At 39.1% G+C, this 24288-nt stretch carries 19 protein-coding genes; 6 read left to right on the top strand and 13 right to left on the bottom strand.

Features of this window, described 5'->3' with window-relative positions; translation table 11 throughout:
* Positions 1-42 precede the first annotated feature (42 nt).
* From wecB to ACE1ET_RS02865, 3 genes are all read left to right on the top strand, one after another.
* Positions 43-1188 carry a non-hydrolyzing UDP-N-acetylglucosamine 2-epimerase gene (wecB, locus tag ACE1ET_RS02875; protein WP_375726854.1) on the top strand — a complete coding sequence of 382 codons (1146 nt, stop codon included), beginning with the start codon at positions 43-45 and terminating at the stop codon, positions 1186-1188.
* 119 nt (positions 1189-1307) lie between these two features.
* Positions 1308-2120 (top strand): hypothetical protein, encoded by an 813-nt coding sequence (locus tag ACE1ET_RS02870; RefSeq protein WP_375726853.1) that lies wholly within the window; start codon positions 1308-1310, stop codon positions 2118-2120.
* A gap of 166 nt (positions 2121-2286) precedes the next feature.
* Positions 2287-2646, top strand: coding sequence for a four helix bundle protein (locus ACE1ET_RS02865; protein WP_375726852.1), 360 nt, complete (start codon positions 2287-2289; stop codon positions 2644-2646).
* Positions 2647-2712: 66 nt separating this feature from the next.
* Here the strand turns inward: ACE1ET_RS02865 and ACE1ET_RS02860 are convergent, their stop codons facing one another.
* The 7 genes from ACE1ET_RS02860 to ACE1ET_RS02830 form a co-directional block, all read right to left on the bottom strand.
* Complete coding sequence (locus tag ACE1ET_RS02860; RefSeq protein WP_375726851.1) at positions 2713-3468, bottom strand: LytR/AlgR family response regulator transcription factor; 756 nt, start codon at positions 3466-3468, stop codon at positions 2713-2715.
* Positions 3465-4541 carry a sensor histidine kinase gene (locus ACE1ET_RS02855; RefSeq protein WP_375726850.1) on the bottom strand — a complete coding sequence of 359 codons (1077 nt, stop codon included), beginning with the start codon at positions 4539-4541 and terminating at the stop codon, positions 3465-3467. The genes ACE1ET_RS02860 and ACE1ET_RS02855 overlap by 4 nt, the downstream gene beginning before the upstream one ends.
* A gap of 2 nt (positions 4542-4543) precedes the next feature.
* Positions 4544-5521, bottom strand: coding sequence for an NAD-dependent epimerase/dehydratase family protein (locus tag ACE1ET_RS02850; protein WP_375726849.1), 978 nt, complete (start codon positions 5519-5521; stop codon positions 4544-4546).
* Between the two features lie 67 nt (positions 5522-5588).
* On the bottom strand, positions 5589-6395 hold the full coding sequence (locus tag ACE1ET_RS02845) for an SDR family NAD(P)-dependent oxidoreductase (protein WP_375726848.1): 807 nt from the start codon (positions 6393-6395) through the stop codon (positions 5589-5591).
* The gene (locus ACE1ET_RS02840; RefSeq protein WP_375726847.1) at positions 6379-6819 is read right to left on the bottom strand and encodes a DUF2062 domain-containing protein; all 441 of its coding nucleotides are present in this window, start codon (positions 6817-6819) and stop codon (positions 6379-6381) included. The genes ACE1ET_RS02845 and ACE1ET_RS02840 overlap by 17 nt, the downstream gene beginning before the upstream one ends.
* Entirely contained in the window at positions 6816-7439 is a 624-nt protein-coding gene (locus ACE1ET_RS02835; RefSeq protein WP_375726846.1) for an SRPBCC family protein, read from the bottom strand. Before ACE1ET_RS02835 ends, ACE1ET_RS02840 begins: the two co-directional genes overlap by 4 nt.
* 376 nt (positions 7440-7815) lie before the next feature.
* Positions 7816-9414: a MutS-related protein gene (locus tag ACE1ET_RS02830; RefSeq protein WP_375726845.1), complete on the bottom strand. Its 1599-nt coding sequence runs from the start codon at positions 9412-9414 to the stop codon at positions 7816-7818.
* A 218-nt stretch (positions 9415-9632) separates the two neighbouring features.
* Between ACE1ET_RS02830 and htpG the strand changes: the two genes are divergently transcribed.
* Positions 9633-11684 carry a molecular chaperone HtpG gene (gene htpG / locus ACE1ET_RS02825; RefSeq protein ID WP_375726844.1) on the top strand — a complete coding sequence of 684 codons (2052 nt, stop codon included), beginning with the start codon at positions 9633-9635 and terminating at the stop codon, positions 11682-11684.
* 418 nt (positions 11685-12102) lie between these two features.
* Here the strand turns inward: htpG and murA are convergent, their stop codons facing one another.
* Positions 12103-13410, bottom strand: a complete 1308-nt coding sequence (gene murA / locus ACE1ET_RS02820) for a UDP-N-acetylglucosamine 1-carboxyvinyltransferase (RefSeq protein ID WP_375726843.1) — start codon at positions 13408-13410, stop codon at positions 12103-12105.
* Positions 13411-13427: 17 nt separating this feature from the next.
* Complete coding sequence (locus tag ACE1ET_RS02815; protein ID WP_375726842.1) at positions 13428-14018, bottom strand: DUF4290 domain-containing protein; 591 nt, start codon at positions 14016-14018, stop codon at positions 13428-13430.
* Between the two features lie 221 nt (positions 14019-14239).
* On the opposite strand from ACE1ET_RS02815, the gene ACE1ET_RS02810 reads away from it, so the two are divergent.
* Positions 14240-14452 carry a hypothetical protein gene (locus tag ACE1ET_RS02810; protein WP_375726841.1) on the top strand — a complete coding sequence of 71 codons (213 nt, stop codon included), beginning with the start codon at positions 14240-14242 and terminating at the stop codon, positions 14450-14452.
* 45 nt (positions 14453-14497) lie between these two features.
* On the opposite strand, the gene ACE1ET_RS02805 is transcribed toward ACE1ET_RS02810, so the two are convergent.
* The 4 genes from ACE1ET_RS02805 to ACE1ET_RS02790 all read right to left on the bottom strand — a co-directional run bounded on the left by ACE1ET_RS02805 (position 14498) and on the right by ACE1ET_RS02790 (position 19376).
* Entirely contained in the window at positions 14498-15571 is a 1074-nt protein-coding gene (locus ACE1ET_RS02805; RefSeq protein ID WP_375726840.1) for a chorismate-binding protein, read from the bottom strand.
* On the bottom strand, positions 15558-16613 hold the full coding sequence (locus ACE1ET_RS02800; protein ID WP_375726839.1) for a threonine aldolase family protein: 1056 nt from the start codon (positions 16611-16613) through the stop codon (positions 15558-15560). The genes ACE1ET_RS02805 and ACE1ET_RS02800 overlap by 14 nt, the downstream gene beginning before the upstream one ends.
* Positions 16597-17301 (bottom strand): rhomboid family intramembrane serine protease, encoded by a 705-nt coding sequence (locus ACE1ET_RS02795; RefSeq protein ID WP_375726838.1) that lies wholly within the window; start codon positions 17299-17301, stop codon positions 16597-16599. The genes ACE1ET_RS02800 and ACE1ET_RS02795 overlap by 17 nt, the downstream gene beginning before the upstream one ends.
* A gap of 92 nt (positions 17302-17393) precedes the next feature.
* Positions 17394-19376 carry a LamG-like jellyroll fold domain-containing protein gene (locus ACE1ET_RS02790; protein WP_375726837.1) on the bottom strand — a complete coding sequence of 661 codons (1983 nt, stop codon included), beginning with the start codon at positions 19374-19376 and terminating at the stop codon, positions 17394-17396.
* 270 nt (positions 19377-19646) lie between these two features.
* Here ACE1ET_RS02790 and ACE1ET_RS02785 point away from each other — a divergent pair, with 270 nt between their 5' ends.
* Entirely contained in the window at positions 19647-24164 is a 4518-nt protein-coding gene (locus ACE1ET_RS02785; RefSeq protein WP_375726836.1) for a rhamnogalacturonan lyase family protein, read from the top strand.
* Positions 24165-24288 lie beyond the last annotated feature (124 nt).

Here is a 24288-nt window from a genome sequence, read left to right as displayed (position 1 = left end):
GTAAACCCGTCACCCGTAACGCGTAACCAGTAACCATCAAGAATGAAAATTATATCAGTAGTAGGGGCAAGACCCAATTTTATGAAGATAGCACCATTTATTAAAGCTATCGATGCGTATAATAACGAGAATGACGTGAAAGTTGAACATATTCTGGTGCATACCGGACAGCACTATGATGACCGGATGAGCCGGTCCTTTTTTGAAGCACTGGATATTCCGGATGCAGATATCAACCTTGGCATCGGATCGGGGACACATGCTGAACAGGTTGGAAATACCATGATCGCTTTTGAAAAGGTATTGCTGACGGAAAAACCGGATTGGGTAGTTGTGGTGGGAGATGTCAATGCAACGCTTGCCTGTTCGGTAACGGCAAAGAAGGAACACGTCAAGGTTTGCCATATTGAAGCCGGTCTGCGCAGTGGCGATATGCAGATGCCTGAAGAGATCAACCGTTTAGTGACGGACCGTCTATCCGATCTGCTGTTGACTCCTGATAAACTATCCATCGAAAATTTAAAGGCAGAAGGTGTTGAAGATAAAAAGATAGAGTTTGTAGGGAACATCATGATTGATACCCTTGAAGCACAGCGGGAAAAGGCACAGAAGCTGGAGATCCGGAATATTCTGAAAGAAAACCTTCTGGATGAAAACGAGTTGCCTGATCATGATTTTTCAAAGTTTGGCATTGTGACCCTGCATCGTCCTTCGAATGTGGATGATAAGACGGTAATTGGTGCGATCGTGAATTTTTTCATGAATGAAGTAGTTTCTGACTTACCATTGATCTGGCCCATTCACCCGAGGACACAAAAGCAGCTAAAGACTTTTGGCTTATGGGACGCTGTCTGTGAAGCGCCAAACCTGGTGCTGCTGCATCCGCTGGGCTATCATGATCTGTTGCGTCTGAATATGGATGCTGAGATTATGCTGACCGACAGTGGAGGCCTTCAGGAAGAATGCACGATTCTTGGAACACCGTGTCTGACCCTGCGCTGGAATACGGAACGTCCGATCACCCTGAGGGAATATGGCGGCGCCAGTGTACTGGTGGGTAATAACATTGAGCGCATCCGCTCGGAATATTTTGAAACCATTGCCAAAGACCGTAAACCACAGCGCCCTGAGCTTTGGGATGGCAAAACAGCAGAGCGGTGTTTGCGTGCAATTCTGGAATATAAATAGTTACGGGTTACGCGTGACATGTGACAGGTTGTAGTCTTCCAAATGATTTATTTTTCAGTAACGTATAACTTGTAACTCGTAACCTGTCACCAGTAACCTTTATCCCGTCACCTTCAAAAATGGATTTCACACTCAAAATATATCGACAGCTTCTGGAGGCACTACAACAAAAAGGTTATCAGTTCCAGACTTTTGCAGAATATATTAAATCTCCTGAAAATAAGGTTGTGATATTACGGCATGACGTGGATCTTCTGCCTGGTAATTCACAACAGTTAGCGCATATTCAGTCTGACAAGAACATTAAGGGTAGTTATTATTTCAGGGCTGTTCCTGAAAGCTGGAATGAAGACATTATAGAAGATATTAGCAACGCTGGTCACGAAATTGGTTATCATTACGAGACGATGGATACGTCTAAGGGTAATTTACAGCTTGCAGAGCAGCAGTTTGAAGAAAACCTTGAAAAGCTCAGAAAACTGGCTTCTGTTACTACAATTTGTATGCATGGAAGTCCCAGATCTAAATACGACAACCGCTCTTTATGGCAAACCACTACATCGGTCGCCGAAGGCTTGCCGAAGCTGCGACATTACCATGATTTCGGCATTACCGGAGAACCCTATTTTGATGTGGATTTCAGTAAAGTCTTATATCTAACCGATACCGGTCGCCGTTGGGATGGATATAAGGTAAGTGTACGCGATAAGATCCCGGAGCACCAGGAACGATGGGAGAGAGAAGGTCTGGTATTTCATTCCACAAAAGATATCATAAAAGCCATTCAGCAGGACAGACTGCCTGACCGGATTATGTTTACCTTTCATCCGCAGCGCTGGCATTCCTCATTTATTCCCTGGCTAAAAGAATTAATCCTTCAGCGGGCTAAAAATGTTGTAAAACGAGTTCTCGTTTTAGTGAAGAATGAATAAGGAAGAATGAATGATGAACAATGAACAATGAATGATGAACAATGAACAATGAATGATGAACAATGGATGATTAACAATGGATGATTGATTTACCCTATATCACGTTGTTAAAATTCGTTGTATTTTGTAAATTGTACATATTCTGTTGCCCTGAAATATGTATACCATGAAAAAGAATATTTTACGAGAAAGGACCTATGAATTTTCACTTTTGGTCATTTTTACATATCAGAAAATACTTAAAGATCATAAAGAATATAATCTGAGTAAACAGTTTTTAAGATCTGGTACTGCAATTGGGGCACTTTGCAGAGAATCTGAATATGCGCAGTCTTTACCGGATTTCATATCAAAACTCAGTATTTCACTTAAGGAAGCCAATGAAACAGATTACTGGATTTCACTATTATCAGATACAAACTATATTGAAATATCAGATAAAGAGATTTTAACAGATAAATGTAGAGTAATTATCAGATTACTAATTGCTTCAATAAATACATCAAAAAGAAAACTTACCAAATGAAAAGTCTACAATAAATGATAACTAAATATTCATTATTCATTATTCACTATTCATTATTCATTAAAATCATTGGTTCAGCCAGGCTTTAAACGAAGTAACCCGTTCTCTACTCACCAGGATATCCTCATCTAAATTAGCTGATAGTTGCAGTTTAAGCCGGTTATTAAACCACTGCGTTATTTTTTGTATGTGATCAATATTGACGATAAATTTCCGGCTTATCCTGAAGAATTGTGCTTCATCCAGCTGTTTTTCCAGTGTTGAAAGACTTTCATCCACAATAAGGCTTTTGTTATCAGCAGTCATAGCAAAAGAAAGACCATCCTCTGAATAAAAACAAACCAGGTCGCTGCACCTCACCGTTTTAAAATTATCTCCTGTTTTAACCAAAATCCGTTGTCTCGGAATTGGTTTTTTCCCTCTCACAATTTCCCTCAGTAATTTATTTTCAACAGGCGTATGATAGGCCTGTACGGCCTTAAATTTGTCAATCGCTTTTTTAAGATCGCTGTAATCATAAGGTTTCAACAGATAATCAATGTTGTTGACCTTAAACGACTGTATGGCATAGCTGCTGTAAGCCGTCGTGAAGATTACAGGCGTTGGCACCTGAACGGCCTCATAAATACTGAAACAATCACCATCAGAAAGCCTGATATCCTGAAAGATCAGATCGGGGAAGGGATGAGATTTAAACCATTGTATACTTTTCTCAACACTTCCGATAATATCCGCAATCCCGATTTCCGGATCATATTGTTCCAGTAATTTTATCAGCATGTTGGCTGAATGGACTTCATCTTCAAGGATCAGAACATTCATTGTTGTATAGGCTTTTTAAGGCTGGCTGTGCTGTAGTCACTTGTCAGCAAGGGAAGACGTACAATATAACTTACCCCATCGTCTGAGATCTGTATGTCCTTTCCTGCTACAAGTTTAAACCGTTTTGACAGGTTAAGCAGACCGAGGCCTGTTGTATCTTTTTTATCCTTCCGTTTGTTAATGTTATTGCTGACCACCAGGTTTCCATCATCTATCTTAATGGTAATATTCAGAGGATTATCTTCAGAAAATGAGTTGTGGTTTACCGCATTCTCTACCAGCAGCTGAACGGAAACAGGAGGCACTGAATAGATGCGGATCAGTTCCGGAGGGATCCCATAATTAAATACAATGCTTTCTCCGAATCTCACTTTCAGCAAAAAAATATAATCGCTCACAATTTGTAGTTCCTCCTGAAGTTTCACCAATGTATGCTCATTCTTTTCTATCACATACCGAAGCGTGCGCGATAATTTTATAATGAACTTGTTGGCCATATCTGCGTCCTTATAGACTACAGAAGAAAGAACACTCAGACTGTTGAATAAAAAATGAGGTTCAATTTGTGATTTTAACGCTCTGTATTGCGCCACAGCAGCTTCTTTTTCAAGCGATTCCAGACGTATCTGTTTTTCCCTGGCTGCGATATTCGATCTGAAATACTGATTAGTGACGTAGATGAGAAAATAGAAAAGCGTCAGGCTTACCGTTAACTCCGGATTCAGTAAACGGTTCCTTGCCCATTCGTCGCCATTCCCATAAAATGCTGTGTCCCAAATGCGGTATGACATATTAAATACGATACTTGCAAAATAGCCATAAGTCAGGTGCAATACAATCTGAATCAGTCCATTCATATTTCCCCGCTGTAAGGTATTTTCAATTCTGTCGGCTATATGCCAGACCAGATACCAGTACCCCAGAAAAAATGTTGTAAATGTAAGGCCCCGAAATGTAATATCGAAAAAACCGCCAAAAGTAAGATCAAAGGCTTTAATTAAAAGGCATACGGAGTAAATGATAAATAGCCGCAGCCAAACCTTATTAATATGTGTAAAATCGATATTGAGCATCCTCAAATGTAATTATTTTCTGTAAACCAGTCTATTGCATCCTGAACCGAACTGTTAATCTCTGTGTCTTTCAACCCAAGTTCTTTTTTTGCTTTATGGTTCGAAAAGTAATTTGAAAGCATCAATAACCTTATGTTTAATGAATTATAAGAGACATCATTTCCCATACTGATCAGCAAGTCGCCAATTAAGCCTGCAAGCTTTAGTATCAGTCCGGGTACTTTTATTAAAATCTGCTTCTTAGAACTGTTTTTGCCAACAATCCTGAAGAACTCTCCGTATGTCAGGTTGATACCGGCTAACAGATATGCTTCACCCGATTTACCTTTTTTTAATGCGTTAACTGTAGCGTTTGCTACATTCGTCACACTCACAAAACATTTTCCTCCGGGTGGATATAACGCTATACGCTTAAGTCCCTGTAACAGGAGTTTCCCACTGGAAGGTTTTACATCGTATGCCCCAATCATAAAGGTAGGAGCCACAATAACTGCATCAATATTTTTATCATTACAGGCTTTTTGTAACATGTTCTGAGCCATATGTTTACTCATGGCATAACCTGATTTTTGAAGCCACGGCATAAAACCCGAATCTTCTGTTCCCGGATTTATTTTTGTTCCGTTAGTAAAACTATTGGCGCTGCTGATATAAACCAAACGTTTAACATTAAAATGATGGCAGGCTTCAATGATGAGCTGGATGCTGGTTACATTAACCGGAATAAATTCATTTAATTTTCCTGTTTGCGATGTTTTCGCCGCACAATGAATAACATAATGGCATCCTTTTACAGCTTCCGTTACGTCTTGTTTTGAAGTAATATCACCGTAAATAATATGGCAATCCAGTTGAGATAAAAAGGATACATCACTGTGTTTGCGAACAATAGCTTTTACAGCATAACATTGACCTATAGCCTCATTCACAATGTGATATCCTAAAAAACCGGTTCCGCCTGTTACAAGAATCTGTTCCATTAGTTCTGCATTGGATCAGTTAACAATTATCGTCTTTTGTATATAACATAAGGAAAATTTATCAGTTTTATACTATTTGTGGCCTAAGTTCTTTCAACAATGACCGTCTGAAAATATGAAGCCGTAACCAGACCGGACTCATTTTGATAATCAGCCAGCTGACTTTATTCATAAAACCGGGTAAAATCAGTGCGTCTTTTTTTAACAGTTGTCTGATACATATTTGAGCCGTTTTTTCTGAAGATAGTACAGTTGTTCTGATCAACCTGTTGTGTTTCCGGATACGTGCTGCGATTTCAGGAGTGGTAGCCATTGGTCCCGGATGTGCTACACTGACAAAGATATTAGTGTGACGTAATTCGGCATACAATCCGCGCGAAAAAGAGTATATAAAGGCTTTGGATGCCGGATAAACGGTTTTGTAAGGCATGGGGCCAAATGAAGCCATACTGGCGATATTCAGAATGTAGGCCCGTTCATGTTGCTGCAGTAGGGGAATAAGTTTCCGGGTCAACATAACCGTTGCCGTCATATTCAGTTGCATTATAGTGTTAAGGTATTCTGTCTCACTGAGTGTAAAATCGCAACTACCACCGGTTCCTGCATTGTTGATCAGCATATCTATCTTAAAATTAGCCTTGATCCAGGAGCTGAGAACGTTGATGTTTTCAAGATTTGTCAGATCTGTTTCATAATATCTAACATCTATTTTAAAGGATTCCATTAATTCTTCGGCTCTTTCCCTGACGGATTCTCCCGGAAGGGACACGAGGATCAGATTCCTGTTCTGAGCAGCTACAGACTTTGCCAGCTCTAATCCCAGACCTTTGCTGGCTCCTGTTATCACAGCATATGGTTTATTTATTGGTTGCATATTGTTTGACTTTAAAATAATACATGGTGATATAATACACAGAAAATAATGCGATAAGTCCGGTAATAATTCCACCGGTTAGCATACATAGAAACACATCCTTGCCGGATTCCAGAACCGTAAAAATGAATGAGAACCCAATTTTTTCCGGCATGACAAAATGCGGTGAAAGGTTCAGAATGGATTTTCCCAGCCAGTAATTAAAGGCAAACACAAAAGCTCCCGTGGCTACATTGGTATTGAAAACACCGATGCAGGCAGCTTTTTTATTAACCTTGATTACTGCAGCAATTGCAAGGGAAACCAACATCTGAAATCCCGGTATTGGTAACATGCCAATGAACGATCCTAAAGCAAATCCTCTTGCGATGGTTTTGGGTTCACCATTTATAGATAATATTTTTCTGAGTGTTTTACGCATCATAACTCTCCTTCTGCCTGTTTTTTTAATTTTATCATAGAATCGATCATTATTTCCTGTAATATGGGATCCTGAATAAAACGGGGAAACACAGGTTTTGTAAAGGATGTTGTACAAAATTCAACCCTTGTGCTGCCATCCGGTTCAGGAATCAGATCCCAGTGCCCCCGGTAATGTTCCATCCGCTCGGTATCAGCCTTTTCAGGAATATAATCGGGTGTACTTTCAATAAAAATGCGTGTGATTTTATTATGAATCGTTTTACGATATAAAGTAACCAGATCGTTCGATGTGAACGGCCATGGCATATCATAAAGCGTATAGGTAATCCATTCGTCTTCTGAAGATTGCAATACCGAACAGTTTCTACTGCCGGCTGTCCATTTACTGAGCTTTTCATCCGATTTAAACTGCTTCAGAATCGCTTCCGGTGACGCATGTATGTGCAAAGCAGTCTTCATTTCGCGGGTTTTAAGTGTATCACCAACAGTAACCCATCGGTAACTGATACTTATGCCATCCGATGTTTTATCTGTTTTCCATTCCGAAAGAATGGCATAATCCTTTGGGAAAATATTTCCAGAAGAAATTGTGAAAATTGCCAGAATAAGAAAACGTATCATCCTTGTTTTTTATCAAAATTATATACAGCTTTTCATCTACTGAACCAGAAACTGATAAGCCGCATTTTTTTACTGTGAATTGTTAGTAAATGGAGGTGAACTGAGGTTGAAAAAGAACGTGTACATGAATTTGGGATTACTCCGTAATATTCTGCTTTATTGTAAAAGACAATTTTTTTTGTTTGGGGTTGTAAAAAACATGTAGCTATTTTGAGAAATTATAAATGAAGTCCGGATTAAAATCTGCGAAACTTCGCGATCTATTCTGCGATTATCAGCGAGAAATATGAATTAAAGCCAGAAGACGAAAAGGGTAAAATAAAATATTAAGATCGTCTCTAGTAGATAAATTCCAATAATACTTTCACATAAAATGTTAAGACTTTCTGAAAATCTCATCAAAATTCCGGGATAGTGTAACGGCTTCTTTTATAACCGACTCAGGATAACCATTAATTTCGAGAATTCGGATAGCGTTGCGCTGAGTTAGTTTTCCGCGTTTCAAAATATAGTCAAAATCTACATTGGATTGTTCCACACGTTCACTAAAGTGGTACAACTCGTAACTGTCCTGAAGCAAATCTGTCAATTCAATATCGTGTGTGGAGACAAATACCAGGTTACCATTCCGGCTCAGTTCTGATAACACGGCTTTACCTGCAGAAATGCGTTCTACCGTATTGGTTCCCTTAAAAATTTCATCCAGCAAAAAAAAGTTGGATTTTCCGGATACAGATGCATCAATCATGGATTTTATGGTAAGAACCTCTTCAAAATAGTAGCTTTTATCGTTCAGCAGATCATCGCTGATCCGGATGGCAGAGGAAACCGCAAAACGGGATGTGATAAAGGATTTTGCAAAACAGGTATTCAATGTAAGAGCCGTGATCACATTCAGACCAATTGTGCGTATAAAAGTGGTTTTACCTGACATGTTTGAGCCGGTCAGCAGAACGGATTTGTTGCGTGTGTCAATAGAATTTACCACACAATCTTCTATCAGGGGATGATATACCGACTCAGCAATTATTTGTGATTTGTCTGATATTTCAGGAATACAAACCTGATCCGGTTTGCTTCGGAGTGATGCAATGGAAATCAGTGCATCAATTTCACCGGTGAAAGTAAACAGTGTTTCTATTTCGTCGCGACGTGTGTCGAGTAATTTCAGAACATCAAAGAGCAACAGCGGTTCAATCAGAAACAATATTTTAAAAAGTTCCAGTATGCCCCATGTTATGGCCTGTATTTCGCTTTGCAGTCCGGATTCCAGTCTGAAAAACGACATGCGGTTTCTGATTTTATTCAGGACAGAAAGCGCTTGAGGGACTTTATCGTCAATAAATTTAAAATCATTATATTGATAAAGATCTCTGGCAACAGCATTCAGTTTAAGTAATTGTGGTATGGATCCCAGATACTGGTAAAGATTATTTTTATTCCAGTAATGGATTACCGTATTTACCGCAAACAGCGCCAGCAAAATAAACAGGAAATTGATATTAAAAGGCAACAGAATCAATGATGCTACGCTTGTAAATGAAAGAAATTTTATGGCACTAAACCAACGGGGTGGTTCAAGGTGTTCATCCTGAAACAGTGAGGGAATGTAATACCCGTTTTTATGATCTACCTTATTGAGTTTTAACTGAACCGACACCCTGAATTCCGGATCGTCCATAAATTTTTGGATCAGGGCTTCCTTTTTATCCTTATTTGCTGATGAAGAATGAATTGTACGTAACTTATTATACAAAACCTGTTTGCCAATGGGTGAAGTGGTTCTATCCAGATACTGAAACAAGGTATCCAGGCCAAGGTCCAGACAGGTTTTATCTGAAATGACATGATAAGCATCGCTTTTATCTTTTTTATTGAAAAACGCTGCTATTAAGTCAATATCAACTTCATCAGCAGATGGTTTTCCAAAAGATTGCAGAAGTTCTTCCTTGCGTTTTTTCTTTTGTTTGAACATTCAGGTTTGATTTGTCACCGAAGGTAATTATTTTTAGTAGTTAAGAAAACAGGCACTGCTATAAAACCTGTTCTCCTAAATGGAGAATTGTCACATTTGAGATGATCCCATGCAAAAATTGTCACGTTATAAATGTCTATTTGTCAGTTTTGAGCAATGGCACTTTCTTTGATAAAAGAAGCGCAAAATTGAATGTTTAATTTAAAAAATTACTCAATATGCAAAAAGGAAAAATAGGGGTTAGCTCGGACAACCTTTTCCCGATTATCAAAAAGTTTTTATACAGCGATCACGAGATTTTTTTGCGCGAAATCGTTTCTAATGCTGTGGATGCAACACAGAAGTTAAAAACACTTGCTTCTGTAGGTGAATTCAAAGGAGAACTTGGTGATTTGACGATTAGGGTCAGCATTGATAAAAAGAAAAAGACCCTTACTGTTTCTGATGCCGGTGTCGGAATGACTTCTGAAGAAATTGATAAGTATATTAATCAGATCGCATTCTCCGGTGCCAACGAATTTGTTGAAAAATATAAAAATGATGCACAGGCCATCATTGGTCATTTTGGATTGGGATTCTATTCCTCTTTTATGGTCTCTAAAAAAGTGGAAGTCCTTACAAGGTCATTTAAAGATGGTTCAGAGGGCGTAAGATGGGAATGTGACGGAAGTCCGGAATTTGAACTGACCGATGTTAAAAAGGAAAGACGTGGAACAGATATCGTCATGTATATTGATGATGATAATAAGGAATTTCTTGAAGAAAGCAGGGTAGAAGATCTGCTGAAAAAATACTGTAAATTTCTGCCGGTTGAAATTGCTTTTGGTAAGAAAAAAGAATGGAAAGAAGATAAACAGGTGGATACAGATGAGGATAATATCATCAACGATACGAAACCGGCCTGGACAAAAGCACCGGCTGATCTCAAGGATGAGGATTACCTGAAATTCTACAAACAGCTGTATCCGATGGCTGATGATCCGCTGTTCAACATTCACCTGAATGTGGATTATCCGTTTAATCTGACCGGTATTTTATATTTCCCGAAACTGAAAAAGAACATTGAAGTTCAGAAAAATAAAATTCAGCTATACAGCAACCAGGTATTTGTGACGGATTCTGTAGAAGGAGTTGTGCCTGAATTTCTGACGCTTTTGCATGGTGTGATCGATTCACCGGATATCCCGTTAAATGTATCCCGTTCGTATTTGCAGAGTGACAGCAATGTAAAAAAAATAAGCAGCCATATCACCAAAAAGGTAGCTGACCGTTTGAATGAGATCTATAAGAATGACCGTAAACAATTTGAAGAAAAATGGGATGATCTGAAGATCTTTATTGAATACGGCATGATCACGGAAGAGAAATTCTACGAAAGGGCTGAGAAATTTGTGCTCCTGAAAAATACAGAAGGCAAATATTTTACCCTTGAGGAATATCAGAATATTATTAAAGACAACCAGACCGATAAGGACAAACAACTGGTCTATTTGTATGCAACCGATGTGGATGCACAGTTTACGTTTATAGAAGCTGCTAAAAATAAAGGCTACGATGTGTTGCAAATGGACGGCCAACTGGATTCTCACTTTATCAATCATCTTGAAACCAAATTAAAGGACAGCCGTTTTGTGCGTGTAGACGGTGATGTAGTGGAAAAACTGATTCCAAAAGATGAACACCAGGAGATGAAACTCTCTGAAGGGGACCGTCTTGATTTGACACCTATTTTCCATGGACAGTTGCCACAACGTGGTAAGTCCAACTTTCTGGTAACCTTTGAGGCCATGGGAGAGAATGATTCACCGGTTTTGATCACTCAGAATGAATTTATGCGCCGTATGAAGGATATGGCAGAACTTCAGGGAGGAATGAGTTTTTATGGTGATATGCCGGATAATTACAACCTGGTAATAAATGCCAACCATCCGCTTGTATTGCGTATCAACGAGGATAAGGACAAGGATCTTGAAAAAGATCTGAAAGGAATGAAAAGTAAGATTTCTACGCTGGCGAAACGTCAGGAAGAATTGGAAAAAGCAAAAGAAGGGAAGAAAGACGAAGAAGTGCCAAGCGCAGAAAAAGAAGAGTTACACGATGTTGGCAACAAACTGGATGAGTTGAAAAAGAAAAAAGAAACCCTTCTGAATGAATACGGACAGAAGAACAAACTCGTAAAACAACTCATCGACCTTGCATTGTTATCCAATAATATGCTAAAAGGTGAGGACCTGAACAAATTTGTAAAACGAAGTATCGAACTGATATAGAGGAACTCAGTACAGCAAAACCAAAGAGGTCGCCCGCAAAGGTGACCTCTTTTTGTTTTTTATTTCGCTATAACAGAAGATTAATAATTAATAAAAAAGAATCATAGTTGTCCGGCTAAAAATCAATATTACTTAAAGATTCTTCGCTTCATTTTACTACGCTCAGAATGACAGTCTTTTTGGTTCAAATGAGGCTTGAGGATGGGTTGGTTTGGAAATCTGTCGCACGCAAACCAACCCATCCTCAAGCCCAACAGCCAGCAAATGCCTGTCATTCCGAGTGTAGTGAGGAATCTCTGAAGCTTTTACAGGACAACAGTAATAAATAATGAATAATATGTAGTTGGTTAATCATAGATCGCAAAAAAATACTACTATTACGTCTTGCGATTCACAATGGATTATTATACAAGACCAATTAGGGGAGCCGGGTGATATTGGCTCCGATGGCATTCAGGCGCTTGTCAATGTCCTGATATCCACGGTCAATCTGTTCCACGTTATGAATGGTTGACGTTCCTTCGGCTGATAGCGCAGCAATGAGCAATGCCACACCTGCACGTATATCCGGACTTGTCATTATTGATGATCTTAATCGTGCCCTTTTTTCCAGTCCTATAACTGTTGCCCTGTGTGGATCACATAATATAATCTGCGCCCCCATGTCAATCAGTTTATCCACGAAAAACAGGCGGCTTTCAAACATTTTCTGATGGATAAGCACACTCCCTTTAGCCTGGGTGGCAACAACCAGAAATATACTTAATAAGTCAGGAGTTAAGCCGGGCCATGGGGCATCGGCAATAGTCATGATGGAACCGTCGATAAAGGTTTCTATTTCATAGCCTGACTGAGATGGAATATAAATGTCGTCGTCTTTTTGTTCGAAAGTTATTCCCAACCTTTTAAACTGCTGAGGAATGATTCCGAGATTATCAAAAGACACATTTTTAAGTGTAATTTCGGATGCAGTCATCGCAGCAAGTCCAATAAAACTGCCAACTTCAATCATATCGGGTAACATAGTATGCGTACAGCCTCCCATGGAATCTACTCCTTCAATGGTGAGCAGATTGGATCCTACACCGGATATTTTTGCACCCATGTTGTTCAGCATTTTACACAATTGCTGAATGTAGGGTTCACAAGCCGCGTTGTAAATGGTTGTTATGCCCTCAGCCAGAACGGCTGCCATTAATAAATTGGCCGTACCGGTAACAGATGCTTCATCCAGCAGCATGTAAGCTCCTTTCAGGCGATCAGCGCTGACCCTGTAGAAATTATCTTTATACTCAAAATTAAATTTTGCACCCAGTTTCTGAATGCCGATAAAGTGCGTGTCAAGCCTGCGTCTTCCTATTTTATCACCACCGGGTTTCGGAATGTAGGCTTTGCCAAAACGGGCAAGGAGAGGACCTATAATCATAATAGAACCTCGCAGAGAAGCACTTTTCGATCTGAATGTTTCTGACTGAAGATATTGAAGGTCAATATTTTCTGCTTTAAATGAAAATGAACCTTCTCCGAGTTTTTTTACAGTCACTCCAAAATCCTTCAGCAACTGAATAAGATTGTTGACATCGAGAATATCAGGAATATTGTGTATAATGACTTCTTCGGGAGTCAGCAATACGGCACAAATAATTTGCAGGGCTTCATTTTTAGCTCCCTGAGGAATAATTTCGCCTTTCAACTGATTCCCGCCTTCAATTACGAATGTTGACATTCAGAGCAATTTAAGCGTTATTTTTTATTGGGATTCTTCTTTTTACGCTGTTTATTGACAACAATTTTGGGATCCACCAGTTTAAAATCCTTTTCGGAATAAGCCAGTTTACCTTCTGATAACAAATACAAATCATCGAAGATCTTGGCATCAGTAACCACATCCTTGTTCCATTGCAAAAACATTTTTTTCATATGGTTAGTAATCAGCAATACCAACTGATCTTTTTCCTTTGGATCTTCCATCTGTAAGGCATATTCCACCAGCATTTCGATGTTTTTGCCATAATGCCTTATGCGTATATCCTGTTCAAGATATGGAAGTTTTTCATGTTGTTTGTGTAACGTCTCTTCGGTTGGCAACGGGCAGGGACTGTCAATATCAAGATTGAAATCTGACATTATGGATAAATGATCCCATAATTTCTGGTCAAAATCAGATACATCCCTTAAATGCGGAAACATATTTCCCATTACTGATACTATAGCGTATGCACACCGGGTTCTTTCATCCCTGTCCTTTATTGTCATCATATGGTTCACCATATTCTGAACATTTCTTCCGTATTCCGGTAACTTCAATTTTTCTCGTGTTGAATTATAATCCATTTGTCCTGTAATCAATCAGTTGGCAAATTTAGCTGTTTTAAGTCACTATTGCAAAATATAAAAATAAAGAAATTAACATTCTTCCCAACAGTCTTGATACCTTTTTCTTATAAAAAGTGATTTGGATATAATAAAATGAACCTTTAAAAAACTTCACAGCATTGAAATGCCAAATGTTAAATAAAAATACTAAATTGCAAAACATTGTAAACTAAAACATTATGAACGATCACAACTCAAAAAGTCATTCCAGGAATGCGTCACGTAATGCGTCTTCGGGAGCAGTTTACGGACTCGGATTTATTGGTGCCGCTGTATTCTTTATTTCTCATGCAACCAGTTTTGGTATGGGAGTAGTTGGTTTTTTAAAGGCCATGGTATGGCCTGCATTTCTTGTATATGAAGCATTTAAGGCTCTGACTACAGTTGGATAAAACTGACTGGATAAATAAAGACAGCTATTAATATGTTTTGAATTTTTAACCGATGTAAGGCAAAATGGACTCCAGTTTGTTTTCCGTTTCGTCCCATTCAGGTTGCTCCATGGATTGTTTGGTTATTCCACCACCAATAAAAAATTCCATGCCCTGTTTGCAGATTTTAAAACATCTGAGAGTGACGTAAACATCGGTAATGTGTTCTCCATTATTGCTGACAGGACCCAAAAAACCGGCATAATATTCCCGGTCAAAACCTTCGATCTCAGAGATGATTTGTAAACTTTGTCGTTTGGGTAATCCGCATACTGCCGGTGTAGGGTGGAGCGCTTTTAACAAACTGATTGAATTAACCGGATCGATCTCAAAACTATAGTTTGTGCATAGATGTGCCAGGTTACCTGTAAAGACCGATTCCGGACCTGATTTTTTAATGTTTGCGGTAAGCTCATTCAGCTTTTTCTCAATAAATATCTCCACCAGATGCTGTTCCTCATATTCTTTATCAGTCCAGCTAAGGGGAGACATGTCTTCAATTTTTTGTGTTCCGGCTAAAGCAACTGTTTTGCCATTTTGATGCGAAATGGAGAGCAAATTCTCCGGAGTGGCCCCGCACCAGACACCCAGATTTGGATGGTTAACAAAAAACAAGAATGAATTTGGAAACGCTTTATTCAGATTATGCATGATAATGCCAGGATCCGCTATATTTGTGGTTCCCAGGAAAAATTTCCGAGCAAGCACAAGTTTGCGAATACCTGAATCAGAATTAAGGATATCCATAATTCGCTTAAATTTTTTGCCATATTTCTCCCGGGATGTAGAAAGGAAGTCTGAATCAATGGTAAACAGATTTTCAGGGTCAACAGAAAACGACAGATGCGCCGGGAATGTCTTTTCATATTCCGGTTCAAAAAAGCAAACCGGATGTTGGGGAGAGGCTTTAAAGGGAGCAAAAATAAAACCACTTCCGGTAAGACCCGAATACGTATGATCCAGTATCGTTGTTTTGGCAATTCGAAAGTATTGGATCGTTTTTGATTTTGGGAAACGGTACAATACATAAGGATGTTTTTCGGATAATAGGCTGTTAAGTTCCTGATTAATATCCTGCATTTTTACAAAGTTCTTTTAGTTTTAATACAAATCCGTCTATATCTTCTTCTTTGGTGTCAAAAGCTGTCATCCAACGCACTTCATTGGTATTTTCGTTCCAGTAATAAAAGAAGTAAGTATCCATGAGTGGTTGTGTAACTTCTTTTGGAATAATGGCAAAAATACCGTTTGATTCCACTTTTTGTGTTATTCTGACTCCCTTGATATCTTTCACCTTGTCAAACAGCCTTTGTGCCATTTTGTTGGCATGTTTAGCACTTTTTTGCCATAATTCATCTTCGAAATACGCCAGAAACTGTGCAGATACAAATCGCATTTTACTGTACAGTTGTGCGCCTTGCTTGCGGTAGTATTTCGTTAACTGTGCAATTTCCTTATTAAAAATAATAATGGCTTCTCCAATCATCATTCCGTTTTTAGTTCCTCCAAAACTCAGAATATCAATGCCACAATCCACTGTAAACTCATGAAAATCCATATTAAGGGAAACTGCCGCATTAGCCAGTCGGGCACCGTCCATGTGGACGACCATGTTATTATCGTGAGCCAGTTTAGTAATAGCACGGATTTCTTCTGGTTTATATACTGTTCCCATTTCGGTGGATTGTGTGATGGAGATCACCCTGGGCTGAGAATGGTGTTCGAAACCAAAACCGTGTAAATGAGGTTTAATAAGCTCAGGTGTAAGTTTACCGTCCGGCGTTTCAATAGCAACAACTTTGCTTCCTGTGAATTTTTCAGGCGCACCGCATTCATCTACATGAATATGTGCTGTAGCGGTACAAAACACGGCCTCAAACGAATGAGTGGCAGATTGTAATGAAACGATATTTGCTCCGGTTCCGTTAAATACAAAAAATACTTCGCAGTCCGTTTTAAAAATCTCTCTGATTTTTTCTGTTGCCGCTTTCGTGACAGGATCATCGCCATAGCCAACAACATGTCCCTGATTCACTATTTCTAATGCTTTTAATATCTGCGGATGTACGCCTGCATTGTTATCGCTGGCAAATCCACGTTTGAGTTCAACTGGGTTTATCATCTTTATCTTGTGTTATTATGTAGTTTATTGTCGTATTTTGTTCTTCATTTTCATTATCTGATACTTCCTGTTCATCCTCCCAGTTCCATTCTTCACGTTGTGGCCCTTCTTTTCTGAATATAACAGCCAAAGCAGCTCCTGTAAGTGTACCCATCAGGTGACCTTCCCATGAAACCGGATCATTTATTTTTAAAGGGAAAATATGCCAGAACATACTACCGTAAGCAAAAATAATGATAAATGCTACTGCCACCAGACCGATGTGTTTCCTGATTATACCACTAATGATTAAAAAGGCCCCCAGACCGTAAATAATACCACTGGCTCCAATGTGCCACGACGGACGACCTGAGATCCATAACAACGCATTGGCAATAAAAAAAAGATAAATAAACGTTTTGAGTGCAATTTGCCTGTAAAAGTAAAACAAACCTGTTGCCAAAAGCAGAAATGAAATAGAATTGGTCACAATATGCCCTATACTTCCATGAATAAAAGGCATAAAAAGAATTCCCCAAAGACCTTTAATTTCTCGTGGATATACACCAAGATGAGCCAGTGAGGATCCGGTTACCAGTTCCCAGGTTTTTGCCAACCAGCAAAAAAGTAAAAAAACAACCGGGATTATCAGGCTGTGAATAAATTTTCTGCGTTCATAGGGAATATGTTCTCCGAGACCTTTCAACACTTTTTCTGTTAAACAAGCAAAGTAAGTCAACTCTAGTTTATAAAACAAGTACAGATATGCTGATTCTTGTCAGAAATTACGCCAATAAAATCTTAGGGAATAACAACCTTTTGTGTTCTTTGTTGTGATCCGGTTTTTACAGAAACAATACAGACGCCGTGAAAACCATCCGGAATATCTAAAGAGCAATTATCTGCGTTGCCATATACATCTTTGTTAACAATAGTTTTGCCGGTAATATCAAGCAGCTTTACAACCGAATTCAATTCGGCGCTATTTTCAATAGCAATCAACATTTTATTTCCTTCAACACTGATTGCAATCGGATTTGTATTTTTGTTTTGTGGTTGATCCAAACCTGTAGATAAACCTGAGGATATTTCCTCAGCAGTAAACGCACGGTTATAGACACGAACATTATCAAAATAGCCTTTGAAATAAGGATCCGCATAAAATGATTTGCCAAGGTATCCAATCAAATTCGTTCCCAGATCACTGACTGACCTTACAAAGGCATTTGAATCCACCAGGGTATTATCCAGATAAAGAGACATTAAATGATCATCCATGACAATTTTAACGTTGACCCATTTCCCTTTAAAAGAGCCGTTTGTGAGCACCTGGCCTTCCTTAGAGTAACTTTGGGTAGTTATTGCGTTACGTATTTCATTGTCTCTAGTTCTTAGAAACATGTATTTTGATGTATTCAATCCAACAGTAAATGTAAAATGATAATTTGCATCCGATTCAGGTTTAATATCCATATTCACCGTCATTTTACTACGACCATCAAAAAATCCCTGAGGAAAAGCAAGGTAGGTATTGGATGATCCGTCAAGGTAAAGCACCTGACCCTTTTCCGTATCATTAGCGTAAGTCGCATTGCCATAAACTACTGCATTATGCAGATTTCCTGATTTATCCACAACCAGTACATTATTTAAAGTCTCGTTAAAATCATAATTTAAAACCGGATCATCAGCGATTGTCTCATCCGGCGCTTTAACGGCCCATTTGGCAATTAAGGCATCATATTCTTCCTGTGTTATAGGTATTACTGTTCCATGCTTGGCTCCTGTAGGCATCAGATATTCTCCATCGCTCATTAAAGAAAGGCTGTTAGGTGCAGATATATCATCGGAAATAAAAGGAATATAGCCCCTGCGACTGTTTACATATTCATCAACCAGCACACACCATTTATCCTCACCGTTAAACTGAAACATTGTTGGTCCTTCATAACCACCGGTGTAACTTTCCAGTTCGGTGTTTTGAATTTTCACAAATGCATTACCCGAAGCGTAGGTGCTGTTTGGATCCACTAACTCATTACTTGATGATAAACTAACATTGAGCACAACATCATCTTTAATAAGTCGATAAAATGTGTCTCCGATTTTATGAATAGACGCATCTATCGTACCGTTGGGAGTATCAACATATACGAAAGGATCAGAAAAAGTGACAAAATCCGGGGTGTAAGCAGCATAAATTCTGTGTTTGGCATAGTTGTCAGTTGCAACACGGCTTGACCAGAACACCATATATTTGGCTTCAGTTTCATCATAAATTGCCTCCGGGGCCCATGTATTTCCCGCCAGAACCGCACTTGAAACATCAACCATTCGCTGTTCAGACCAGTTTACAAGATCATCAGATTCCCAAACCATGATTGAATTGCTGCCTTCCGTTGCCATGAGTCCCCAATTTCCGTTATATTTACCTGCCCTGATATCCAGATCTGTTGCAATCAGGTAAAAATGATTCCCTTCCGGTGATCTTAAAATGAAAGGATCCCGAACTGACTGGTCACCCAGAACCGATGTCAGAACAGGGTTGTTTTCCTTCAGGTCATCCCAGGTGAGGCCGTCTTTACTGACCGCAAAATAAATCTGCTGGTCATCAAGTCTGGTCTCGTCGCCACTAAAATAAATGTATAAATAGGCCTTATATTCTGATTGTTGCGGCATAATATTTTTTGCTTCCGATAAGGAAACGTGAGTTATAAAACATGCTATCATGAGTAATCTGAATACTTCTTTGCCTAACGTTTTTATCTGAACAGTTTTATGCATAATAACGGTAAATTTAATTGCTTTTGTCCTTCACTTCAAAGAAAGTTTAATTATTGATAATAACCTAAAAAGCATCAAAGATTGTATTTTTAACACTTAATCTTTTCTGTAAACTATTAATTCATTATTTTTGAGGGCTTTTAATAAATGGTATAATGTTTGCTTCTGAAAAGGAATGTACTGATTCTATAGATCAGTTTAATCATTCGATATTTTGGACAAATACTTTTGGAATCAAACATAGAAATCTAACTAATATTATTCCACAACATGTTAAATTTTACAAGAAAGGTTAAGGTTGTTCTCCTTGTTGTTTTATCAATCGTTTTAACAGGTCCGGTCTTTTCTCAAAGACAAATGGAAAATCTGAAACACGGACTGGTAGCAGTGAAAACTAATTCAGGCGTATTTTTAAGCTGGAGAGTACTGGCAAATGAGATGAAAGATGTTGCTTATAATCTTTATAAAGATGGCTCATTATTGAATACTGAACCAATTTCAGACATAAGCAATTATCTTGATGCATCGGGAACAACAAGTAGCGTTTATCAGGTAAGACCTGTGATTAAAGGGGTTGAAAAGAATACGAATGAGTCGGCTTCGGTATGGGCAACAAATTATAAAGATATTCCCGTAAGGAAGATCAACGGAGGATATGGCACATACGAACTGAATGACGCATCTGTTGGAGATCTTGACGGTGATGGGGAATATGAGATCATCGTTAAGCGATTAGCTTTAAACATGGATATATCTTCCACCGATTACCATTATCTTGAAGCGTATAAAATGGACGGTACATTCATGTGGGCTGTCAACATGGGACCAAATATTTACAATGCTGTGGAATTTAATTTTCTTGTTTGGGATCTGGATGGTGACGGGAAAGCAGAAGTAGCCCTACGTACGTCGGAAGGTTTTATTGATGGTGTAGGAAATCAGATGGGTGATGTGGATGGTGACGGAAAAACGAATTACCGCTATTCTATTTCATCGGTGGGATACCGCATGGAAGGGCCTGATTATTTATCGGTATTGGATGGTATGACTGGTGAAGAACTGGCCAGAGCAGAATATATACACCGCGGCCCGATTACTGACTGGGGAAAGGATGACGGTGGTCACAGGTCAACAAAGTGTATGTTTACTGTAGCGTATCAGGACGGCAAAACTCCAAGTATTGTTATAAGCCGCGGTATTTATGAGCGTATTGCAATGGCTTCGTGGAAATACAGCAATGGTTCTCTGACACAAAACTGGTATTTTGATTCAAACAGTCATCCGGACTATGCAGGACAGGGCTATCATAACCTGACACAAGGTGATGTGGATGATGATGGACGTGATGAGGTTATGTACGGTTCGATGTGTATGAATGATAACGGACAGGGATTATATTCAACAAAACTGGGACATGGTGATGCTCAGCATTTAAGTGATATTAATCCGTACAGAAAAGGACTGGAGTTTTTTGGTTGTTTGGAGAATTATGCAGGGGGAGACTATCGTGATGCAGGTACAGGCGAGATTTTATTTTACAAAAACATTGGCAGGGACATGGGACGTGCCGGATGTGCTGATATTACACCAGATTATCCTGGTATGGAAATGTGGGGACCTTCAGGATTCCCATTCCTTAGTTCTACCGGAGATGCAATTACCAATCTTTCACCTCCCGGATCGATGAACTTCTTTATTTGGTGGGATGGTGATTTGTCCAGGGAAATGCTGGATCATGCCTGGTATGATAATTATGGAATCGGAACGATTACAAAATATAATAACGGTGCCAATACGCAGTTGTTAAGAGCTGAAGGAACAAGATCGGATAACTGGACGAAAGGAAATCCGGCATTAAGTGCTGATGTTTTAGGTGACTGGCGGGAAGAAGCAATTTGGAGAACAGCTGATAATTCTGCCTTGAGAATTTATACAACAACCTATCCTACATCAGTTAAGATCTATACCTTGATGAATGACCCGCAGTACCGAGCTGCTATTGGTTGGCAGCCCAACTCATATAACCAGCCACCACATCCGGGATTTTTTATAGGAAACGATATGGATTCGGTTCCACCCGCACCGATCATACTGCCGGGTCAAAAAGTATGGAAGAGTGGGAGCTGGGATGCCGGAACATCTGCATCATGGACATACAATTCTGCTGATGTGAATTTTGCAGATGGCGATAGTGTATTGTTTGACATTTCCGGTGATCATTCAACAGCCATTACCGTTGATGGTGATGTGGCTCCGTCTGATATAAGGGTGATATCTCCAGATGATTATATTTTTAGCGGAACCGGAAGTATTACTGGCAATACTGATTTTACCAAAGCGGGAAGATGTAAATTAACTATCAATACTAGTAATACCTACACAGGTATTACCAGAGTTTGGGATGGATCGTTAATCGTAAATGGTTTGTTGGAAAATAGCCAGGTACTTGTAAAAAGATTTGCAACTGCAGGCGGTAACGGCACATATAATAATGGTTTGAAGCTTGAGCCATATACCAATCTTGTTATTAGCGATGCCAAAGGAGCAACCGACACGCTATTCATTAATAAGGAACTTTCTGTTGCCAAAGAAACAACCTTGTTTTGGGATCTCTCCAACGATGTTGATGGCACAACCAAAACCAATGATATTCTGGTAATAGATGGTGATCTCAATTTTAGCACTACTACCATCAATATTAACCGTCTGGATGGCAAATTATCAGCTGGAGACTATGTGTTGGCAACAGTTTCAGGTTCTATGAATGGAAATCTGTCGGATATTACTGTTACTGGAATTCCGGGCATCCCTCATTCTTTGAGCTTTGATAATAACAAACTTGTACTTACGGTAGATGCTACCCGTGCTCCCGGAAAAGTGGAATGGACGGGGGCCGTAGATAGTGACTGGGATGTATTTAATAAACTGAACTGGTCCAATAATGGTGAAGCAGATTATTTTATTGGTGAAGATTCCGTTATTATTAATGACAATGCAAAAAGTCAGGTAGCCATTATTAATGGTAACTATGCCGTTAGTGACCTGACAATAGATATAAATAAAACTTTTCTTTTATCCGGCACCGGTTCAGTAGCCGGAAATGCAGGATTAACAAAGCGTGGGGCAGGAACTATTCTGATTAAGACAGAAAACAGTTATACAGGACCAACAAAAATTGAAGGTGGCAAAGTAAGTGTGGTGAATATTGCCAATGCCGGTTATGCAAGTTATATTGGTGCATCAAGCAGTGCTGCATCTAACCTACAATTAAACGGAGGAGCTTTAGAAATTACAGGTGGAGGAGAGATAACAACTGATAGAAATGTGACTGTAGGTGTAAACAATGGGGAAATTTCTGTAACAAACGGAACTGTTACTTTTGGAGGTTATTTCACAGGACCCGGAAATCTTATTAAAAACGGTAAAGGAACACTGATTCTGAAAACACGAAATTATCATAATGCTACCATAATAAGGCAAGGGACGATACGCCTCACCGAAGACATTGCAAACATAGATGGATTGGGAGATACGGTTATTTTCCGAAATGGCGGAACCCTGGCAATGAATGATAATTCCTACTCTTACACTGATGGATGTCGCTGGAATATCCTTGTGGAGGAAGGACAGACCGGTTCTCTATTACTTGACAGCCGTAGTTCGTTAACCGGTAAACTGCTTGGATCAGGAATATTAAATTTGTATTCTCCCTGGATAAGAAACGACCTTAACGGAGACTGGTCGGGGTTCACCGGTAAAATTAATATTACTACTGATGGAGACGGAGGAGATTTTCGTATTAACAATACCTATGGTTTTGGTAATGCAGATGTTAATCTTAACGGACAGCTGTATACCTATAATCTGAAAGGAGGAACAACAAGGTTCGGTACACTAAGTGGAACATCCGCTTCTACATTAAGTGGAAATATATGGAGTGTTGGGCATAATGATGGTAATGCTGTTTTTAATGGTTTAATCACAGGATCTGCAGTAATTTATAAATATGGAACTGGTAAATGGACCCTGACGAACGCGAACGACTATACCGGAAGCACTTATGTTAATGGCGGTTCATTGATTGTTTCGAATACTAGCGGAAGCGCGACGGGAACAGGTACCGTAACAGTTAACAATGGTGCTATCCTTTTGGGGACAGGTTCAGTAAAGGGATCAGTCACCGTTAATGCAGGTGGATATTTACAAGCTGGTTCAGGATCGTCAGGTTCATCCTTGACGGTAAACAACCTGGTCAGATTTCAACCCGGTTCATATTTTGCGGTTGCAGTGAATAATACTACAAATAATTCTGATAAACTGGTTTCTTCTTCAGTCGTATATTTAGGAGGTACCTTATACGTAAGCAATAAAGGTGGTGCCTATAAAGTAGGTGATAGTTTTAAGGTTATCGAATCAACCGCCAATACTGGTGATTTTGATGCAGTTTCCCCAGCTTCTCCGGGAACAGGACTTGCATGGGATTTATCAAAAATGCGCTCTGACGGAATCTTAATGGTAACTGTCAGCAACGCAATTGATGAAAACCAGACAGGTTTATTTGAAGTATATCCTAATCCGGGAAATGGATTATTCACGGTTGAATTAGCAAATAACGAAAAGATAAAACAAATTCAGGTAACTGATTTGAACGGTAAAACGGTGTACAATGAAGGTGCGGATGGAGGTATGAAGGAAACACTTAACCTTCAAAGTTTAGCTTCCGGAATTTACATGCTTAAAGTTGAAACCGGTGATAAGGTATATAACAGGAGAATCGCTATTAAATAAACTTTAATATACAGATATAAAAATACCCATCCTAGCCGGTGGGTATTTTTGTATTCCCCTGAAAGCCTTCAATTAACACATTTTAATTAGCAACTCATAAAAATTCTTTTATTTTTGCTCTGGT

The organism is Quyinboa mangrovi (assembly GCF_042219825.1).
Lineage (GTDB): Bacteria > Bacteroidota > Bacteroidia > Bacteroidales > UBA5342 > JBHJHP01.
This window is presented reverse-complemented; position numbering and strand designations above follow the sequence as displayed.

Excerpts from the sequence above, each read along its gene's own strand:
- ACE1ET_RS02800 (WP_375726839.1), bottom strand. The coding sequence starts at position 16,613 with ATGATAAACCCAGTTGAACTCAAACGTGGATTTGCCAGCGATAACAAT.
- wecB (WP_375726854.1), top strand. The coding sequence starts at position 43 with ATGAAAATTATATCAGTAGTAGGGGCAAGACCCAATTTTATGAAGATA.
- ACE1ET_RS02850 (WP_375726849.1), bottom strand. The coding sequence starts at position 5,521 with ATGGAACAGATTCTTGTAACAGGCGGAACCGGTTTTTTAGGATATCAC.
- ACE1ET_RS02785 (WP_375726836.1), top strand. The coding sequence starts at position 19,647 with ATGTTAAATTTTACAAGAAAGGTTAAGGTTGTTCTCCTTGTTGTTTTA.
- ACE1ET_RS02870 (WP_375726853.1), top strand. The coding sequence starts at position 1,308 with ATGGATTTCACACTCAAAATATATCGACAGCTTCTGGAGGCACTACAA.
- ACE1ET_RS02840 (WP_375726847.1), bottom strand. The coding sequence starts at position 6,819 with ATGATGCGTAAAACACTCAGAAAAATATTATCTATAAATGGTGAACCC.
- ACE1ET_RS02805 (WP_375726840.1), bottom strand. The coding sequence starts at position 15,571 with ATGCAGGATATTAATCAGGAACTTAACAGCCTATTATCCGAAAAACAT.
- ACE1ET_RS02790 (WP_375726837.1), bottom strand. The coding sequence starts at position 19,376 with ATGCATAAAACTGTTCAGATAAAAACGTTAGGCAAAGAAGTATTCAGA.
- murA (WP_375726843.1), bottom strand. The coding sequence starts at position 13,410 with ATGTCAACATTCGTAATTGAAGGCGGGAATCAGTTGAAAGGCGAAATT.
- ACE1ET_RS02855 (WP_375726850.1), bottom strand. The coding sequence starts at position 4,541 with ATGCTCAATATCGATTTTACACATATTAATAAGGTTTGGCTGCGGCTA.
- ACE1ET_RS02835 (WP_375726846.1), bottom strand. The coding sequence starts at position 7,439 with ATGATACGTTTTCTTATTCTGGCAATTTTCACAATTTCTTCTGGAAAT.
- ACE1ET_RS02845 (WP_375726848.1), bottom strand. The coding sequence starts at position 6,395 with ATGCAACCAATAAATAAACCATATGCTGTGATAACAGGAGCCAGCAAA.
- htpG (WP_375726844.1), top strand. The coding sequence starts at position 9,633 with ATGCAAAAAGGAAAAATAGGGGTTAGCTCGGACAACCTTTTCCCGATT.
- ACE1ET_RS02865 (WP_375726852.1), top strand. The coding sequence starts at position 2,287 with ATGAAAAAGAATATTTTACGAGAAAGGACCTATGAATTTTCACTTTTG.
- ACE1ET_RS02810 (WP_375726841.1), top strand. The coding sequence starts at position 14,240 with ATGAACGATCACAACTCAAAAAGTCATTCCAGGAATGCGTCACGTAAT.
- ACE1ET_RS02815 (WP_375726842.1), bottom strand. The coding sequence starts at position 14,018 with ATGGATTATAATTCAACACGAGAAAAATTGAAGTTACCGGAATACGGA.
- ACE1ET_RS02830 (WP_375726845.1), bottom strand. The coding sequence starts at position 9,414 with ATGTTCAAACAAAAGAAAAAACGCAAGGAAGAACTTCTGCAATCTTTT.
- ACE1ET_RS02860 (WP_375726851.1), bottom strand. The coding sequence starts at position 3,468 with ATGAATGTTCTGATCCTTGAAGATGAAGTCCATTCAGCCAACATGCTG.